This is a genomic window from Bacillus paramycoides, assembly GCF_001884235.1.
GTDB classification, from domain to species: Bacteria; Bacillota; Bacilli; order Bacillales; family Bacillaceae_G; genus Bacillus_A; species Bacillus_A paramycoides.
Window position 1 is genome coordinate 142,204 of record NZ_MAOI01000123.1, and the last position, 18,962, is coordinate 161,165.

Genomic DNA, 18,962 nt, shown 5'->3' on the forward strand with positions numbered 1-18,962 from the left:
AAAAAAGGGAGGGTAGCTCTATTTCCGAGCTACTCTCCCTCATGTTTATTTTAGAACAGATGAATGTTTTCTTTTTTACAAGCTTCACGTAAATCGTCAGGCCATACAGAAGATTGAACTTCACCGATGTGTGCTTTACGTAAGAAGTACATACACATTCTTGATTGGCCGATACCACCACCGATTGTTAATGGTAGTACGTCTTCTAAAATTCCTTTGTGGAAATCGTAATCTCGTTTGAAGTCTTCACCCGTTTTCGTTAACTGTTCGTCAAGTGATTTACTATCAACGCGAATTCCCATTGATGATAATTCGAATGAAGCTTGTAGTACTGGGTGCCAGAATAAAATGTCACCGTTTAACTTCCAATCGTCATAATCAGCTGCGCGTCCATCATGTCTTTCACCTGAACGAAGTACATCACCAATTCCAATAATAAAGACTGCACCGTGTTCTTTCGCAATTGCATGTTCACGATCTTTCGGTGTTAATTCTGGATATTTATCTTCTAGTTCTTGAGAAGTAACGAAAACAATTTCTTCTGGTAAATACTTTCCAAGGAACGGATACTTTTCAAACAAGTGATCTTCTAAATCTTTGAATATTCCATAAATTGTTTGTACTGTTTTTTGTAAGTAATCTACAGTACGCCATTCTTTTTGAACGATTTTTTCCCAATCCCATTGGTCAACGTAAATAGAATGCGTTGCATCAAGTTCTTCATCACGACGAATTGCGTTCATGTTTGTATATAAACCCTCACCAGCTTCATATCCGTATTCATGTAATGCGAATCTTTTCCACTTCGCTAGTGAATGAACAATTTCTAATTCTTCTCCTGAATGTAACATATCAAATTCAATTGGACGTTCTACACCGTTTAGGTGATCGTTTAAACCTGACTTTTTCGTTACGAATAATGGTGCAGATACGCGGAATAGTTCAAGGCGTTTTGCTAATTGATCCTCGAAAAATGTTTTAACTTCCTTAATTGCGATTTGAGTCTCTCTTACTGTCATTAATGATTGATACATGGTGGTTTCCTCCTAAAATGTTTGGATGTTGTGGAAAAAAGCCAACAAAAAAAGCCCTTCTTTCCCAAAAAACTGGGACGAAAGGCTTTGGTTCCGCGGTACCACCCAAATTAGCAACAGAGGTTGCTCACTTATACAGTACGGAGATTAAAAATCTCGATACTGTTCTTCTTGTAACGGCGAAGTTCCCGGCTAAGTCTACTTTCCTATAAAGGATTTCGGTTAGCGACTCCAGGAGGTTCTTCATAATAGGCTTCGTATCAGGCTCACACCGTCCCTGACTCGCTTAAACTACATCCTACTACTACTCGTCCTTTCATAGTCGTTTGTTGTCACATCTCTGAAACATTTTATTAATGATTATTCTATACAAAAAACAGAGAAAGTCAACAAAAAGTTTTAAAATATTTTTCAATTCTTTATTTTACGGCTTGATTGATTGTTTCCAATATAGCCTCTTTACTTCTTTTGTCTTGACACCCCAAAAAACGTCTCACTAACTGAAACTAACATATACACAACAATTAATGTAATCGTTCGAAATATAGAATCCGCAGTATTTCTTATTATTTTCATTTTCTTTATAATTCCTTTCAGTTTACTCGCAATTTCATGATATACTATAGCATTCAAGCAGTTTGTTTTTACTTAAAACAAACATAGTCATTTATCGAGAGTATTTTTCTAAAACATTGGCTATTATCAAATAAGATTTTTTATATAACGGAGTGATCATATGAGTAAAACGAAAGCGAAACCAAAAAAAGGTGTAGGACAAGGTACAGGAAGTAAAGGATGGAACCGTTGGCAATCTAGTGCAAAGAAAAAGAAAGCTGCAAAACCATACAAAAGTAAAGGCACAAAGAAGTAATCTAAATAGCATTTGATTTCTTTACTTTGTACAAAACAAAATATAATTATTACAACAAAAAAGCTATGCTCTCATAAATTTGAAAGCATAGCTTTTTTCATTTTAAATCATAAGTATATCCCGAATTTCTTCCTCAGTTATAGAGGATAATTTCTCTTCTCCTGGCTCAATCACTTCAGCGATTAAATTTTTCTTACTCTCTTGAAGTTCATGCATCTTTTCCTCAATTGTTCCGTGGGCTACTAACTTAATAACTTGCACCGTATTTTTTTGTCCCATTCGATACGCTCTATCTGCTGCTTGTTGTTCAACAGCTGGATTCCACCATAAATCGTATAATATGACCGTATCTGCACCAGTTAAGTTAAGACCCGTACCACCAGCTTTTAAAGAAATGAGAAATAGATCTCCTTCTCCTTCGTTAAACCGATTGCATAGCTCTACACGTTCTTGCGCTGGTGTACTTCCGTCTAAATAAAAGTATGGAATAGCTTTACGGTTTAATTCTCGCCCGATTATCGAAAGCATCTTCGTAAATTGAGAAAAGATAAGAATTCTCTTCCCTGTACTTCTGCACTCCTCCAAAATTTCTAGAAGTTGTTCAAACTTAGCTGAACTTCCTTTGTAATCATCAACAAACAATGCAGGATGATTACAAATTTGTCTTAACCTCGTTAAACCAGCTAAAATTCTAATTTTATTTTTACGTAACGTATCTTTATCTAAATGTTTTAACGTTTCTTCTCTTAACTTCGCTAAATAAGCCGCATAAAGCTTCTTCTGATCCGGTAATAGTTCTGATGATTGTAAGTGCTCAATTTTTTCTGGTAGCTCCTGTAATACATCTTCCTTTAACCTTCTTAACACGAATGGTTTTACGCGCTTCGCTATATCTTCACGTCTTAAATCACCGAACTCTTTTCTCCCCGGTAATAATTCTGGGAAGACGACGTGGAAGATGGACCATAGCTCTTCTAATGAATTCTCTACAGGTGTTCCCGTTAATCCAAAACGGTACTCCGCTTGAATCGTTTTTACTGCCTTCGCAGTTTGCGTTGTATGATTTTTAAATGCTTGTGCTTCATCAAGAAATAGCGTATGAAATGGCTGCGCATATAACCTTATATCCCTTCTCAGTAAAGGATATGACGTAATCACTACATCAAATTTCGTTATGTCTTTTAAAAGTTTTCGGCGCTCTACTTGATTTCCATCGGCAATAACAGCTCTAATATGTGGCGCGAATTTTTTCAATTCACTTAGCCAGTTATAAACAAGGGAAGACGGAGAAACAACTAATATAGGCAGTTTCTTCTCTCGAATTTCAGGCAAAACAGAATCTATAAAAGCAATGCTTTGCAACGTTTTCCCTAGTCCCATATCGTCTGCTAAAATACCTCCAAAACGATAATAAGCAAGTGTTTTCATCCACTCGAATCCATATGTTTGATACTCTCTCATTATCGTACTTAAACCACTTGGCACCATAAATTTTAACTTTTTAGGGTTTTGAATGTTCTCTACCAATTCTTGAACAGATTCATCTAAACTTAAAACATTTCCTTCTTGCAGTGAATTCATCCATTTTACACTACGAATAAGAGGGACATCTATTTCTTCACCCTTTAAAAATTCTTTTCGAATACTCGATTCTTTTATAAACTGATTAATGTCATTAAATTCTTTACTCTCCAGTGATAATAGAGAACCACTTGCTAAACGATAATATTTTCGTTTCTCCTCAAGAGCAACTAATACACCTTTAATTTCTGCCTCTGGAATACCTTTTATATCAAAACGGAATGATAACCAATCAATTCTCTCTTTCCTTCTAACTCTTATAAGAGGAGCTGTGTCTCCTTTATGAATTCGTAATTTGATTGCTGTCGTCGCATAAATATCAAGTAAACCTTTTAACGTTGGAACGACGTGATATAAGAAGTTATACTCAGCTTCTTCGTTATGCATAAAATAACCGCCTTCAGTCTTTGCAAAGGCGCTATCATTCATCATTTCTAAAATCTCGTTTTCCTTTTTCTCATCACGATTAAAAACAGACGGCTGTCCCTCTTCTTCTAACGGGTTTATAACAACATTTCCGTAATGAAATTCCAAACCCGCTAACAAACGATTTTTCACTCGATCTAAGTATAATTTCGCTTTTAGTGCGGGCGTTTCAACACGATCTGATATTATCTCATCTATTCGCACAGTTCCAAGCTTCATTAAACCTGGAACAACTTTTGCTACAAAGTGCTCCATCTTATCCGCCGGAATATACAATTGATTACTACTAGAACGCTTCATCATTTTTTGTAATTCGATAAGCCGCTTGCAATCCTCCATGTTCAACCGATACAGTTTCCCTTCGAATAGAGCATAAGCGTATGTATCCATTACTTCCACTTGTTGCAAGCCATCAATATACAGTGTAAATCCACCGTTACTCCCTTTATTAAACTCAAAATGTAAAGGAAGTAGTCCTTTTGAAATATGTAAACCATGAAAAGGTTGTCCATCTTGATTAAGTCTCACAAACTCAACTTTAGAAAGTAAAGAAAGCATATCTGACCAAGACGCTGGCGGTATTAAAATCATACTATCATCTTGTTTTGCATGTACTTCCAGCGTATCCTCATACATTTTTTCGTTATGATAAATTTTAATGAGCTGCTGAATAATCGCATCGGTTTCTTGCCTGAAACTATGTACATCCGGTGTATATGTAAATTCATTCAAACAATTATAGGGCTCTCTTTTCTCCACTTTGGAAAGAAATTCTCTAATATGATTTACGAAATACGTTTTGGCAAGCTTTAACTGAATCCCTAGAAGTGCCCCACCATTTTTCGTAACTACTGGTGTACATATAAATTCAACATGAAGTATTTCACGTGTATCAAAACGGTGTTGTTTACTTTTTGGTCTTAATGGTTTTTCTGCAAATAACTGAAACATACCGCTCGTTAATTGATCATTTCCGCTCATGTTTTCGCTACTAATGGGCAACTTTCCACCTGTTTTCTGATTATAGTTCATATATAACAATACAGCCGCAACATGTTGACAGTACGTTTGAAAAGAAGCTAATGAAGGACAACTACATTTCGCAACAACATCACCCTTTTTAGCTTTTTCTACTGTGACATGAAAATCTTCGTTCCCTTTTACCGTCGCTTCGCAAATTTCTTTATTTTCATCATAATAATTTACTATCACTTTATTTGATTTATAATAAGCTTCGCCTCTTTTATATGAGGTCTCTCCGCATACTTCTTTAATAATCGATTTGTTTAATGTAAAACTCATTGTTTTGACACTTCCTTAATTTAAAACCAGTTTCTCTTAACTAACATTTTACATGCTATGCGCAAAAATATAAAATACGGATTTAACAAAAAAAGATGCTTATTTATAAGCACCTTTTTTCACTCTATCTCCATCAACCGTTTCGCCTCAAAATACAACACTTGAATAAATTTCTTCGTATTAATACGTATATGCCCAGAAGTTGCTACTTCATCTTTCGTCATTTCTGTCATCCGTTTTCTAATTACAGTGAAATCAAAAAATTTCGGCGCATAGCTTTCAAATTTCGGATTCGAAAAGTCTGTTAGTCCAAGAGAAGCTAAATGGTTTAACGATTGATAAATCGCTCTTCGTACCCTTTGTTCAGATGCTTTTCTCTCTTTATCTATATCTGCATCTGAAGCTATATTCTCTAACTTTCTTATCGTTATATGGTGAAAGATATCTTTTAGCGCAGGAAATCCAAATTCAAATGTTTGTGCCTTTTCCTGTCCATATAAATATTCCAGCATACTAAGTAAATCTTTACTTCCATTCTCTCCCGCAATACCGAGTTCTGATAATAAATAGCGTCCTGAATCTGCTATTCTTTTCCCTTCTTGCATTGGCTCATTTCGAACTTGCGGCTGTTCCCATTTGAAAACGTTATTCAATGATTTTTGAATATCATATATAGAACGCTCTAAACGAATACGTTCCATCACTTTCTGTACAACAGATACAACTTCAATTTTATTTAGTGGTTTTGTAATATAATATTCAACACCAAGTGTATACGCCTCACCTATAAGCTGCTTCGATTCAACTTGAGAAATCATAATGATTTTCCCTGAAAAAGAAGATGCAATATGGCGAACTGTTTCAATCCCATCTCGCATTGGCATTAATAAATCAATAAATAAAATATCTACTTTTTTAAAATTTAGTTGATCTGCTTCAATAAAAGCTCCGTCTTCCGATTCTCCAATCACTTCCCCAAGATCACCATCTTCAATAATTTGTGAAAGCATAGAGCGGAAAACTTCATCATCATCTACGATATAATAAAACAACTTTATTCCCCTTCCCGCTTTAAACTGCACTCCGGTAAACAAACTACAAACTTACACCCTCTACCAGTTTCTCGGTCTTCTAATCTTACTTCTCCTCCGAGTTCTGTTACCATTTCGTTTATGTAAGAAAGTCCAATTCCTGTTGACGGTGTTCCCGTTTGATCATACTTCGAAGTAAATCCAGGTTTAAATACTAATTTCTTATATTTTTGTGCAATACCAGGTCCATCATCAATTACTTCAAAGAATATATGTTTGTCAATTTTATATAGCTTAATAATAATAACACCATTATCCTCAATTGCTTCAACTGCATTTGCAACTAAGTTATTAAAAATTGATAAGACCGTATACACATGATATTCTGCATGCTCACCTTCTATATGTTCAGAAAAACGTATATCTTTTTCTAACATTTCAGCGTACTTCTCATTTATTCTCACAATCATTTCCGCAAGCTCATGACCTTCTACATACTCAGCCACATTTTTATCTAATAACAATTTAGATAATCCTGCAAAAATCCTTTGATTATCCTTTTTTATTTCGTGTACTTCCCCCGCTATTTTCAATGCTGTTTTACTACTCGAATCATCGTTCGCTTGTAAATTACGATATAATTGATACGCTTCTTGTGTAATTAACTCCGCATTTTGTAACGTTTTTTTCAAATGAACAGATTCCACATATAAATTAGAAAGGTGCATCAACATTTTCTCATTTTCTTTTCGCACTTGTGATTCTTTTAATTTTGTTTCATACAAATTCATCATATTTAAAAAACCAAGCGCAAAGAAACTACGAAAAATAGCAATAATGATTAGTTTATTCACTTCAGAAACTGTTATCGTTGTGCCAAGCACTAACATATGATAAAACGCAAGTTCTGACATACTTGCGATAATTTCAATTGTAATCCCGAGGCAACCAATAACGATTGGCTTCTGATGAAACTTATTCACCCTACAAAGCGAAAAAAGACTTCCATAAATAAAATAATAAAAGAACACAGGGTAGCGCAAATAAAATGATTCTGTCATATGAAATGAACCTTGCATGATCCAATCAAGACATACGCGGAATAAGACTACAGATATACCGACAAGAATACCTGCAGCAGCTGCTGGTATTTTTCTTAAAAATAATAACAAAAAGAAGAAAAGCGGTGTCCCGAAGCTAACACGAAACGTATCATTAAAAGGATGAAAATTCAGTTCTCCAGCAATCGGAACAACAACCATTAAAATAATTAAAAGAGACATATCTTTCTTCCATAATTGATTCCAATTCAAAGCTGCCACTTCCTATGTATTTTTTCAAAAATGAACAAGGAAAGCCCGCTTATTATTATAAACGGGCTTTTTCTCTATATTCTAACCTTTTCTACCGCTTTTATTTGACGATACTCAGGCTTCCACATTGATTCTTTTACCGCTATCTTAATATCGTTATCACTTAAGCTTTCTCTAGCGACACCTTCTGCAACTGCAACTTTCGCGACTTCAATTGCAACCATTTCAGAAATATTACGTAACTCTTCAACTTCTGGCAAGATAGGCGCACCTGGCTTACTTGTATCTACCATACTTGCAACTGCTTCTGCTGCTGCCGCAAACATACCGTCTGTCATTACGCTTGCACGAACAACAATTGTTCCAAGACCAAGCCCTGGGAAAATAAGTGCGTTATTTGATTGTCCAATAACATACGTTACACCATTGTATGTAACCGGTTCAAACGGACTTCCTGTTGCAACTAACGCTCTTCCTTCTGTCCACTCGATTAAATCTGCTGGTTTCGCTTCAGCAAGTGGCGTTGGATTCGACATCGGTAATATGATTGGTCTTTCTACGTGAGAAGCCATTTCTTTAATAATTTCCTCTTTAAATGCACCCGCAACAGTAGATGTACCAATTAAAATTGTCGGTTTTACATGTTTCACAACTTCAGCAAGTCCGATCACATCATTTTGTTTCCACTCACTTACTTCAGCTTCTTTTCTTGCATATGGAATTTGGAAATCAAGAAGATCTTCCATATTATCTGTAACTAATCCGTTACGGTCAATACACCAGAAACGATTATGAGATTCTTCGTCTGATAATCCCGCACGAACCATTGCATCTCTTACTTGATCTGCGATACCGATTCCAGCCGTACCAGCACCAAACACAACGACACGGTGTTCACTTAACGGTACACCAGAAACTTTTACTGCCGATAATACAGCAGCAAGTGAAACTGCACCTGTACCCTGAATATCATCATTAAATGTACAAACATCATGACGATATTTATCTAAAATTTTTCGTGCATTTCGAGAACTGAAGTCTTCCCAATGTAAAAGTGCTTTCGGGAATTGTTTATTTACCGCTTGTACAAATGTATCGATAAATTCATCGTATGCTTCACCTGTTATACGAGGGTGACGATTTCCAATATAAAATGGATTGTTTAATAGTTCCTCACGATTTGTACCTACATCTAAAATTACCGGTAATACACGGCTAGGATCGATTCCAACTGCGGCCGTATATACAGCTAATTTCCCGATCGCGATGTTAATTCCACCAACACCCCAGTCACCAATTCCTAATATACCTTCTCCATCTGTTACAACGACTAAATCAATGTTTTCAGCTGTTGCACCGATATTTGCAAATGCTTCTTCAATACCTGATGGATCGTTAATTGATAAATAAACCCCACGTGGTTTACGGTATTCATGACTATATCTTTGAATTGCTACACCTACAGTTGGTGTATATACAACCGGTAACATTTCACGTAAATGATCTGTTAATATACGATAAAATAATACTTCATTTCGATCATGTAACGCTGTTAAGTATACATTCTTTAATAAATCATCCGGCTGAGAACAAAATTGTTCGTATGCTCGGCGTGCTTGTTCTTCTAACGTTAAAACCGCTGGCGGTAATAACCCTTTTAAGCCTAACTCTTCTCTTTCTTCTTGTGTGAAAGCTACCCCTTTATTTAAAAGTGGTGTTGCTAATACTTCTACTCCTCTTAATGTTGTTTCTAATGAACCATTAGAAGCCACTGTAAACTTACTCATAACATCCCTACCTCTATTCATATATAGCATTTCTATATTGTAAACAAAAAAGAGGGGATTGTCCCCCTCTTCTTTTAATTTTTCTTTAAAAGAGTTGCTCCTGCAATCCCTGGATGTGTCATTTCGAATGGATCTAGAATTAACTCTAAGTCTTCTTGTGACAATACACCATTTTTCACACAAAGTTCTCGAACGGATTGACCTGTTGCAATTGCTTCTTTCGCAACGCGAGCTGCTGCTTCATAACCGATATGAGGGTTCACGGCTGTAATAATTCCTACACTCTTCTCAACATACTCTTTTAAGCGATCTTCATTCGCTTCAATTCCTTTTAAGCAATTATCTGTAAAGGCACGGAAACCGTTATTCATAATGCTAATAGATTGAAGTAAGTTGAAAACAAGTACTGGTTCCATAACATTTAATTCTAATTGTCCTGCTTCTGAAGCAAGGCAAATTGTATGGTCGTTACCAATTACTTGGAACGCAATTTGATTAATTACTTCTGGCATAACAGGGTTTACTTTACCTGGCATAATAGATGAACCTGGTTGACGAGCTGGTAGCATAATTTCTGCTAATCCAACACGTGGGCCTGATGCCATTAATCGAAGGTCGTTCGCAATTTTAGACATGTTCATCATACATACTTTTAATGCTGCAGATACTTCAGTGTACGCATCAGTATTTTGCGTTGCATCTACTAAATCTTCAGCACCAACAAGCGGTAATTCACTAATTGTAGCTAAATGTTTTACAACTGCTTCAATATACTCTGGATCTGCATTTAAGCCTGTACCAACTGCAGTTGCTCCCATGTTTACTTCATATAAATGTTGACGTGATTGCTGAATACGTTTCATATCACGTTCAAGTACACGAGAATATGCTTTAAATTCTTGCCCAAGACGAATTGGCACAGCATCTTGTAAATGTGTACGACCCATTTTAATAACATGGTCGAACTGTTCTGCTTTTAATTCAAATACATCATGCATATAACCCATCGTTTGTAATAAGCCTTCTAATGCATTTAATGTTGCGATATGAATCGCTGTTGGGAATGCATCGTTTGTTGATTGCGCCATATTTACATGACTGTTTGGACTAATATAATGATAGTCTCCCTTTTCCATTCCTAATAATTCAAGGGCACGATTGGCAATGACTTCATTTGCGTTCATATTCATTGAAGTTCCTGCACCGCCTTGGATTGGATCAACGATGAAATGATCATGCCATTTCCCATCAAGAATTTCTTGTGATGCTTCTGCAATAGCACCGCCCTTTTTCAATTCCAATCTTCCTACATCTGCATTAGCAAGTGCTGCTGCTTTTTTTACAATTGCGAACGCTTTAATTAAGCCTTCATGAATTTTGTATCCTGTAATTGGGAAGTTTTCTACTGCACGCATTGTTTGTACGCCGTAGTACGCATAATTTGGTACTTCTTTTTCACCTAGAAAATCTTTTTCAATTCGCACACCATTTTTAACTTCAGTTAATGTTGCCATGATTATTCACTCCTTAACGATTTCTTATGCTGCTTCTGTTTGTTTGACTGTTTCTACATATTGTTTTGCTTTCTCATCATCGAATTCGCCTTCCCACTTCGACATAACAATGGCAGCTAATGCATTTCCTAATACATTGACAGCTGAGCGAATCATATCTAAAATACGGTCAATTCCCGCAATTAATGCGATGCCTTCTAGCGGTAATCCCATTGATCCTAACGTTGCTAGTACAACAACGAACGATGCACCTGGAACTCCCGCCATACCTTTGGATGTTAACATGAGAACGAATAATAACGTTATTTGCTCCGTCAGTGACATGTGTACACCATACATTTGTGCAACAAACAATGCCGCTAACGCTTGATAAATAGCTGATCCAGTCAAGTTAAATGTATAACCTGTCGGAATTACGAAAGAGGCAACTGCCTTTGGACAACCGAACTCTTCCATCTTTCTCATTATATTAGGTAAAACAGCTTCTGAACTTGCTGTCGTAAATGAAAGAATAAGTTCTTCTTTTAAAATTTTCATTAATGTAAAAATGTTTACTCCTACCATTCGTGCATTAATACCTAATACAATCACAACGAATAGTATAACAGTTACATATACAGCTAGCACTAGTTTTCCTAAAGGAAGTAGTGTGCCTACACCAAATTTTGCAACCGTAACAGCAATTAATGCAAATACACCAAACGGTGCAAACTTCATCACTTGATTTGTGACCCAAAACATCGCTTCGAGTACGCCTTCAAAGAAATTAAAGACAGGCTTTCCTTTGTCTCCAATTGCCGCAACTCCTAAACCGAATAATACTGAGAAGAATATAATCGGTAATAAGTCACCTTGTGCAATAGATTCAAATACGTTTTTCGGTACAATATGAACAATCGTTTCAGCAAAACCTTTCTTCTCTGTAGCATCTGCTGTTTGTTTATAAGAAGAAATATCACTTTGCTGCAAATTATTCATATCAACGCCAGTACCTGGTTGGAATATATTCGCTGCAAGTAATCCCATTAAAATAGCAATCGTCGTAATAATTTCGAAATAAAGAATTGTCTTACCGCCCAGTTTCCCAAGCTTTTTCATATCACCTACACCAGCTACCGCAACAATTAATGCTGAAATAACAATTGGTACTACAATCATTTTAATTAAGTGAATAAATATATCCCCAATTGGTGTGATATAAGAAATCGCCGTTTTATTGCCATAAAAGATTGCCCCTACTACAATCCCTAAAACAAGTGCGACAAAAATTTGTGTTGCCAATCCGAATTTTTTCATTTATGTTCATCCCCTTCATGCGAACGCTTTCAATTTGAATTTATAAAAGCTTACTCACACATGATATAAGCGAACCTACAAAATCATACAAAAACCTACAAGTTTGTCACAAAAAACTCAAATATTTTTCTTATAAAATTCATTGACACCATTTTGTTAAAAAACGATAAAATATACTTGATAAGTAATCAGATTGTTTCGTATAATCAAAAAGATATATACTTACAACAAATCGAAATGAAGAGGAGTGGATGTTATGAAAAATTGTGTACAGAAATTCATCCTATCTTCTTCTTTTCTTTTTCATTTTCTTAGTAAGGAACAAGGGCATTCGCCTTTGTTCCTTTTTTATTGTCATTTATATAGGGGGAATTGTTATGAAGCCATATAAGCGTGTCTTAATTAAATTAAGCGGTGGTGCACTTGCTGATCAATCGGGAAATAGCTTTAACTCCAAACGATTAGAACATATCGCAAACGAAATTTTATCCATTGTTGATTTAGGTATCGAAGTCTCTATCGTCATTGGCGGCGGTAACATTTTCAGAGGTCATCTAGCAGAAGAATGGGGAATTGACCGTGTAGAAGCTGATAATATCGGGACGTTAGGTACAATAATTAACAGCTTAATGCTTCGCGGCGTTTTAACAAGTAAAACTGATAGAGAAGTGCGCGTTATGACTTCCATCCCTTTTAATGCAGTAGCTGAACCTTATATTCGCCTACGCGCAGTACATCATTTAGATAACGGTTATGTCGTCATCTTCGGCGGTGGTAACGGGCAACCGTTCGTTACGACAGATTATCCAAGTGTACAAAGAGCCATTGAAATGAATAGTGACGCCATTTTAGTCGCAAAACAAGGCGTAGACGGGGTCTTTACAAGTGATCCAAAACATAATAAATCAGCAAAAATGTACCGAAAACTAAACTATAATGATGTTGTTAGGCAGAACATACAAGTAATGGACCAAGCGGCTTTATTACTTGCTCGGGATTATAATTTGCCGGCACATGTCTTTAACTTTGATGAGCCTGGAGTTATGAAGAAAATATGTTTAGGGGAACATGTGGGGACGTTGATTAATGATGATGTTACTAAGCTTGTACATGAAAAATAACTATTTCCATCAAAAAAGGGTGTCCTTTATAGACACCCTTTCCTCCTTAATTATCATAAATAAAAATCAACCAATCCGGCCAATTTCTCCTTGCAACGCTCCCAAAAAGATAACCTCTCAAAAAATTCTTTCGTCATCTCTTTCGAATCATGAAAGTCTTGCGTTAACGTCTCATTTACTTGCGCTATGATAGGACCACCATGAATATATAAGTTCATCTCATCATTTATATAGAAGCTACGTGCAGTAAAGTTTGTTGTACCGATAACGGTTAATTCATTATCAATAAGCATTAACTTCCCATGAAACATCCCTTTTTTATAGCCATATACAGTAATTCCATGTTTAACAACTTGACGTATGTAAGGGTATGCCGCCTCTTTAATAAGAGGAATATCTGGTTTATATGACCAAAGGATTTTTACTGTAACACCACGTTTTTGCGCCCTAATTAAAGCATTCATTAGTTCTTTATTTTCCGCTATAAAATAAGGCGTTGTAATGACAATCGAATGCTTCGCTTGTTTTATTAACTCTATATATTTTTCAGCGACGTGATGCCCATTGTAACTAGCCATCGTATGTAATGTATTCCCTTTACTAGCCTTATTCGTACTTCTTTTTATATCTTCTTTTGTATCTCGTTTCCAATCTAAAGCGAACTGTTCTTCTAAATCTATCGCTCCTTCTCCTCTTATCCGCACATGGTAATCACGCCAATATCCAAATCGCTTATCTTTACCTAAGTACTCATCCCCTATATTAAACCCACCCGTATAACCAATTTCCCCATCAATCGTCGTAATACGGCGATGATTCCGATGATGAAGGGAATAAAATCCGAATGGCAATTCAGGTTTTCTACTATATGTAAAATGAACACCGCTTTCCTGTAATTCATTTTTCATCTTTCTTTCGAATGACAAATCATTAATTAAATCCACTGATAAATATACAGTTACTCCTTCTTTCGCCTTCTCTTTTAATAAATTTAAAAACGTATGGCTACTTTTATCATCCGACAAAATGTAAAAATAAGTGTAGATGGAGCTTTTCGCTTTTTTAATATCTTCAAATAGCTGCTCATATAATGATTTCCCTTCTACATATAATTGAAAGTCACTATAATGAGGTGCATACTCTGTCGGCATATTTTTCCCGGCTTCCATTTTCCGTCCGAGCGTAACGTCAACATGCATCCCAATTAAAACAACAACGAATATACCGATAATAATAGAAGTAACTCGCAATATTTTTTTAATCATTTTGTTTTCCTTCCGCTCAAATTACTTTCTACTCCGTAGTGTTTCATTTAAAAATGTTTTCATACAAAATGTATTTCTCACTTTTTTTGGATGTTAAAAAGTTAAAGGAGAGCAGAATATGAAAATAAGAAAAACTCCTATTGTTTTTATACCTGGTCTTTTCGGTTCAATGAGTAATATTATTATTCCTGGTGCCGGTAATTGGAACTTTGGGCTTTCTGCGTTTGTTTATGAACCATTCATCATGATGTTAGAAAGTATGGGATACAAACGAAATCAAAACCTGTTTATCTGTTTTTATGACTGGCGTCAACGTATTGTTTTTTCAACTCAAAAATATTTATTAAAAACAATTACCTATGTTAAAGAATTTACAGGTTGCGATAAACTAAATTTAGTTTGTCATAGTATGGGCGGACTTCTTGCACGTTCTTACGTTCAAAGTGAAGAATATGAAAATGATGTGGAGCAACTTATTATACTCTGCACACCAAACGCCGGATCGCCTCCTAATTATAGTTATTGGACTGGCGGTAATCTCCCAGTACATGCATCTTCTAAAATAAATATCGTTCATTTCTATATGGAACAATACATTCATTACTTAAGCACCTTATATAACATTAATAAAGTTGAAGCAATACACCGTTACTTTCCAGGATTACAAGATGTTATTCCTTGTGAAGATTACGGTAATTATTTATTTATAAGATGCGGCTCTTCTATTACATTTCTTCCCTATAGCAAGATGCAAACGAAAAACCCTTTCCTCGATACATTAAATGAAAATAGGTTTATTATAGAGAAAAGAAATATTGAAACTACACTCATTGCAGGAGATGGAGTAGAAACAATTCAATATTTACAAGTCGTTCCCTCACATTCCAAGCTGAAATGGGCAGACGGAAAAGTCGTCGGTGACATACTTACAAAACATGGTGACGGTAACGCTGTTCTACATAGCGTTTTTCTTTTAGATGGCAATAAATATGTTGTGCATGCTTCACATAATGAAGTGCTCTATAAAAGCATTCCTATATTACAAAAGATACTCTAAATTATGAACAAAAAAAGTGTGGCATTACGCCACACCTTTTCATTAAATGAAGTTCCTCGCATCATTATTTCTTCCAAACTTATAAATTGCAATTAAGAAAAATGCAATTGCGAAAGCAAATAAGATTAAAATGTTTAAATACAACTCAGAAAACGGAATCCCTTGCTGTAATTTCGAAATCGTATCCATTAGCCAGCGTTGCGGTAAAAAATTAGCTATTTTTTGTACCGTTTTCGGCATGATATCATATGGGAAATAGCATCCCGCTAATAAACATGTCGGTACAATAACGACATTTTGCATCGCATTTGAAGCAGTTGAATTTTTCGCAAAAGACACAATTACTAAAGACAAACCAATTGCGATTAAAGCAAATATCATGAGTACACCAATCATCACTGTGAAAGGCATATTTATATTTGTATGAAAAACATACTTCATAAATAATACGGTAATTACAATCTGCACTGTTAGTATAATCATATTCACCGCGACATTAGATAATATAAATTTCTTTCCATCTATCGGTGTCGATAATAATCTAAAATACGTTCTGTTCTCTTTTTCTTTTAAAATAATTCCAGATAAATTCGCTGCCGAAAATAGCATAAACATGATAAGATAGCCAATCGTTTGATTTGTCATATCCTTATTTTTCGAAGTATCTTCAAGTGTCTCTACTTTTACTTTAAATGAACTTTTTTGATAACCAGCGTACATACTATCAAACGTACTTTGATCCGCCCCTGCCACTTTACTAATCGCAGCGATATTATCAACATAGTTATATAAATATGATTTTATAAATACTGTTACTTGATCACCTTTAATCGATGAAACTTCAATATAACTCGGTTTCCCTGCTCGAACACTTTCGGAAAAACCAGACTGTAATGTAATAACACCATCAAGTTTTTTTGAAGTGAGTTTATCTTCCACTTCAGATTCCTTAATTTTACTAACATTTACATGCTTGAGTCCTTCTAAAAATTTCACTGTATCATTTGCGATAGGCTGATTTTCTTTATTTATAACCCCAATATTTAACGTTCCTTGCCCTACATTTCCATATATTGAAAAAGAAATGAGCGTTCCTATTATCGGCAAACTTACAATAAGTAATAATCCTTTTTTATTTTTTAAAAGCGCAGCTAATGTTTTTCGTATGAGCCATAAAATATCTTTCATATTACAGCCCCTCCCGTCTACGTAATGCGATAATCGCAATTAATAAAAAGATTGCTGAAATTCCAAGATTTAAAGAAATAACCGGCAGTGCTGCTCCTATGTCATTTGCATAAATAATTTTCATAATGGCTGTGTTGGCCCACGTTAATGGCGATAAATTCGTAACGACATTTTCTTCCACTACGAAATAAGCACCGCCAAAAATAGAAGCTAATTGCACAACAACCATAATAATTGCTCTAGATGCCTCACCTGTTTTTGTAATATATCCGATCCCTAAACCGAAGCTAATTGCTAGAAAGACTTCTGTTAGTAAAATAATAAATATGATTCCAAGATGGTCGCCCCAATTCGCTTGAAAAACAAATTTACTAAATAAAACGACGAGTAATAGACAAAGTGCATTTGCTACAAGACTACCGAGCACTTTCCCAATGAAAATTTCCGCCTTACTGATAGGTGCTGCAATTAAACGATCTCCTGTTTTGCGTACTCGTTCTCCTCGAATTAAAAAACTCGCCCCCATTGCAGCATACAGTGCAATCATCGTCGTCATTACAACTGCATAGTAATCCATAGAACCTGGTTTTTTAGCAGCTTGTAAAGACGTTTCTTTAATATAATCATTATGATTTCCGTCTGAAATAACTGCGTTAACCTTACTAGGATCTACTTTTGCAACTTCAACTGCTACATTGTACTTATCAACAAATGTCGTAAGCATTCCTTCAACAATACTTCCTTCAATACTACTTCTGTCGCTTCCGTAAAATTTCGCACCATCTTTATTCAATTCTACATATGCAGCATATTTATTTTGCTTCACTTCTTCTTTCCCATCTATACCTTCGGAAGCTTTTTTAAAATGAATACCCGATTTATCGACCTCTTTAGTAAATGCTTCAAATGATTGAGAAAACGTGCTACCCGCTTCATCTTTGTATAGCACTTGTATATCTTTAATCGAATGACTATCGCTATTAAATGCGTTACTTAACGCTGTTCCTAATACAAGCATAAGCACAATCGGAAATGCTAACATAAAAACTAAAGTTCTTACGTCCCTGAAATCTCTTTTAATGTGCATAACTGCAATATTGAAGATGTTCAATCGATGAACCTCCCTTTTCTATTCTTACAATCACTTTATTTATCTCGTAAGTTTCTTCCGGTCAATGTAAGGAATACTGTTTCTAAATTCGGAGCCTGCTCTTCTAATGAACGAATTTCAATATCATGATTAATAAAGTGTTGAATAATTTTATTTAAATTATTCAATCCTGCATCAGAATTTACTTTAATTACGTTCTCTTCAATTTGAACAGCTTTCACACCGTTTATCTCTTTTAATTTTTCAACGTCTAAATTTTCTACTGACTTCACTTCAATCCAAATGTCTTTCGTATCGGTAATAATCGCTTTTAACTGTTCTTTCGTGCCTTCTGCAATTACTTTACCGTGATCTACAATTGCTATTTTCGTACAAATCTCTTCTACTTCTTCCATGTAATGACTTGTATAAATAATCGTACTTCCCATTTCATTTAATTTTCGGACAGACTGAAGAATGTAGTTCCTTGACTGCGGATCAATTCCAACTGTCGGCTCATCCATAATAATTAACTTCGGTCTATGAGCGATTGCACAAGCGATATTCAGCCTTCTTTTCATCCCGCCAGAAAAGTTTTTCGGGTAACTTTTATGTTTATCACTAAGCCCCACAAATTGAAGTGCTTCCTCTACTCTCGCTTTTAGTTCAGCTCCTCTTAGTCCGTACAATCCAGCAAAGAATTTCACATTTTCATAGGCGGTTAGCTCTTCATATATTGCAATATCTTGCGGAACAATACCGATGTTCATTTTCGCAAATCGATTATGTTTCTTTATATTTTTTCCTAGTATGCTAATTTCACCTTCATTACTTCTTAACAAGCCAGCAATCATATTTATCGTTGTACTCTTACCAGCACCATTCGATCCTAAAAATCCAAATATTTCTCCTTCTTTAATAGATAAAGACATATTATCTACCGCGATGAAATCACCAAATTTTTTCGTTAAATTTTTAATTTCCAATGTGTTCATCATTTCACCCCTATTTCGGTTTCTCTGCTGTTATTATAAACAAAAAGAATGAACCTGCTCAGTGCAGAAGTTCATTCTTTTCACATGAGAT

Annotated in this window: 14 protein-coding genes and 1 other annotated feature; of the genes, 3 read left to right on the plus strand and 11 right to left on the minus strand. The window is 35.3% G+C overall.

The genetic code is table 11. The features are described from left to right. Positions 1–50 precede the first annotated feature (50 nt). Positions 51–1,034 carry an aspartate--ammonia ligase gene (asnA, locus tag BAU28_RS25945; RefSeq protein WP_048373452.1) on the minus strand — a complete coding sequence of 328 codons (984 nt, stop codon included), beginning with the start codon at positions 1,032–1,034 and terminating at the stop codon, positions 51–53. A gap of 70 nt (positions 1,035–1,104) precedes the next feature. After that, positions 1,105–1,363, minus strand: a binding site (T-box leader). A gap of 407 nt (positions 1,364–1,770) precedes the next feature. Between asnA and BAU28_RS25955 the strand changes: the two genes are divergently transcribed. Then, positions 1,771–1,905 carry a DUF3934 domain-containing protein gene (locus tag BAU28_RS25955; protein WP_000047591.1) on the plus strand — a complete coding sequence of 45 codons (135 nt, stop codon included), beginning with the start codon at positions 1,771–1,773 and terminating at the stop codon, positions 1,903–1,905. Between the two features lie 102 nt (positions 1,906–2,007). Here BAU28_RS25955 and BAU28_RS25960 read toward each other — a convergent pair whose 3' ends face one another. The 6 genes from BAU28_RS25960 to BAU28_RS25985 form a co-directional block, all read right to left on the minus strand. Beyond that, positions 2,008–5,214 carry a DEAD/DEAH box helicase gene (locus tag BAU28_RS25960; RefSeq protein WP_071720755.1) on the minus strand — a complete coding sequence of 1,069 codons (3,207 nt, stop codon included), beginning with the start codon at positions 5,212–5,214 and terminating at the stop codon, positions 2,008–2,010. A 119-nt stretch (positions 5,215–5,333) separates the two neighbouring features. Beyond that, positions 5,334–6,266 (minus strand): response regulator, encoded by a 933-nt coding sequence (locus tag BAU28_RS25965; protein WP_025148953.1) that lies wholly within the window; start codon positions 6,264–6,266, stop codon positions 5,334–5,336. 2 nt (positions 6,267–6,268) lie between these two features. Further along, entirely contained in the window at positions 6,269–7,567 is a 1,299-nt protein-coding gene (locus tag BAU28_RS25970; protein ID WP_131801221.1) for an ATP-binding protein, read from the minus strand. A 65-nt stretch (positions 7,568–7,632) separates the two neighbouring features. Continuing rightward, positions 7,633–9,345: an oxaloacetate-decarboxylating malate dehydrogenase gene (malS, locus tag BAU28_RS25975; protein ID WP_071721029.1), complete on the minus strand. Its 1,713-nt coding sequence runs from the start codon at positions 9,343–9,345 to the stop codon at positions 7,633–7,635. 74 nt (positions 9,346–9,419) lie between these two features. Beyond that, positions 9,420–10,859, minus strand: coding sequence for an aspartate ammonia-lyase (gene aspA, locus BAU28_RS25980; protein WP_071720758.1), 1,440 nt, complete (start codon positions 10,857–10,859; stop codon positions 9,420–9,422). A gap of 24 nt (positions 10,860–10,883) precedes the next feature. Then, complete coding sequence (locus BAU28_RS25985) at positions 10,884–12,155, minus strand: cation:dicarboxylate symporter family transporter (RefSeq protein ID WP_071720759.1); 1,272 nt, start codon at positions 12,153–12,155, stop codon at positions 10,884–10,886. A 377-nt stretch (positions 12,156–12,532) separates the two neighbouring features. Between BAU28_RS25985 and pyrH the strand changes: the two genes are divergently transcribed. Continuing rightward, positions 12,533–13,276: a UMP kinase gene (gene pyrH, locus BAU28_RS25990; RefSeq protein ID WP_071720760.1), complete on the plus strand. Its 744-nt coding sequence runs from the start codon at positions 12,533–12,535 to the stop codon at positions 13,274–13,276. Between the two features lie 53 nt (positions 13,277–13,329). Here the strand turns inward: pyrH and cls are convergent, their stop codons facing one another. After that, positions 13,330–14,541, minus strand: coding sequence for a cardiolipin synthase (gene cls, locus BAU28_RS25995; protein WP_071720762.1), 1,212 nt, complete (start codon positions 14,539–14,541; stop codon positions 13,330–13,332). Between the two features lie 118 nt (positions 14,542–14,659). Between cls and BAU28_RS26000 the strand changes: the two genes are divergently transcribed. After that, the gene (locus tag BAU28_RS26000) at positions 14,660–15,598 is read left to right on the plus strand and encodes an esterase/lipase family protein (protein ID WP_071720764.1); all 939 of its coding nucleotides are present in this window, start codon (positions 14,660–14,662) and stop codon (positions 15,596–15,598) included. A 42-nt stretch (positions 15,599–15,640) separates the two neighbouring features. Here BAU28_RS26000 and BAU28_RS26005 read toward each other — a convergent pair whose 3' ends face one another. From BAU28_RS26005 to BAU28_RS26015, 3 genes are read right to left on the minus strand one after another with little or no spacing between them, the layout of a single operon-like run. Further along, on the minus strand, positions 15,641–16,786 hold the full coding sequence (locus BAU28_RS26005; RefSeq protein ID WP_071720766.1) for an ABC transporter permease: 1,146 nt from the start codon (positions 16,784–16,786) through the stop codon (positions 15,641–15,643). 1 nt (position 16,787) lies between these two features. Continuing rightward, positions 16,788–17,897: an ABC transporter permease gene (locus tag BAU28_RS26010; protein ID WP_071720768.1), complete on the minus strand. Its 1,110-nt coding sequence runs from the start codon at positions 17,895–17,897 to the stop codon at positions 16,788–16,790. Positions 17,898–17,932: 35 nt separating this feature from the next. After that, positions 17,933–18,871: an ABC transporter ATP-binding protein gene (locus tag BAU28_RS26015; protein ID WP_002148977.1), complete on the minus strand. Its 939-nt coding sequence runs from the start codon at positions 18,869–18,871 to the stop codon at positions 17,933–17,935. Positions 18,872–18,962 lie beyond the last annotated feature (91 nt).